This is a genomic window from Rhodococcus sp. CX (assembly GCF_015865005.1).
Taxonomy (GTDB): domain Bacteria; phylum Actinomycetota; class Actinomycetes; order Mycobacteriales; family Mycobacteriaceae; genus Rhodococcus.
Genome location: NZ_JADZGH010000183.1, coordinates 28663 through 29069, shown reverse-complemented (window position 1 = coordinate 29069; position 407 = coordinate 28663). Strand labels below are relative to the sequence as shown.

Sequence of the window (407 nt, the reverse complement as noted above, 5' to 3'; positions counted from 1 at the left end):
ATCACGTGCTCGTCGAGCACACTCAACGCGATGTTGGCCAACAGCGGCGACAGGATACCACCCTGGGGCGTGCCGGTCGTGGTGTCCCGTCGGTCGCCGAGTTCGGTGAGAACCCCGGCCTTGAGGAACGCCTTGACCAGCGCCAGGACCCGCTTATCCTTGATCCGCAACCGGACACGATCCATCAATGCGACGTGCTCGATCCGATCGAAACACGCCTCGATGTCCGCATCCAGCACCCAGCGGTAACCACGGGTGCCGTAGTAGTGGATCTCGGCTATCGCGTCCTGCGCCCGCCGGTTGGGCCGGAACCCGAACGAGACCGGCTCGAAGTCCGCCTCGAAGATCGGTTCCAGCACCAACTTGAGCGCGGCCTGAACCACCCGGTCGGCCACCGTCGGAATCCC

The 407-nt window shown here is 64.6% G+C and carries 1 protein-coding gene; it reads right to left on the bottom strand.

Annotation, left to right across the window (positions count from 1 at the left end):
* A partial coding sequence (locus I0Q12_RS19725) for a reverse transcriptase domain-containing protein (protein WP_269437652.1) occupies nt 1-407 on the bottom strand: 407 nt, incomplete at both ends.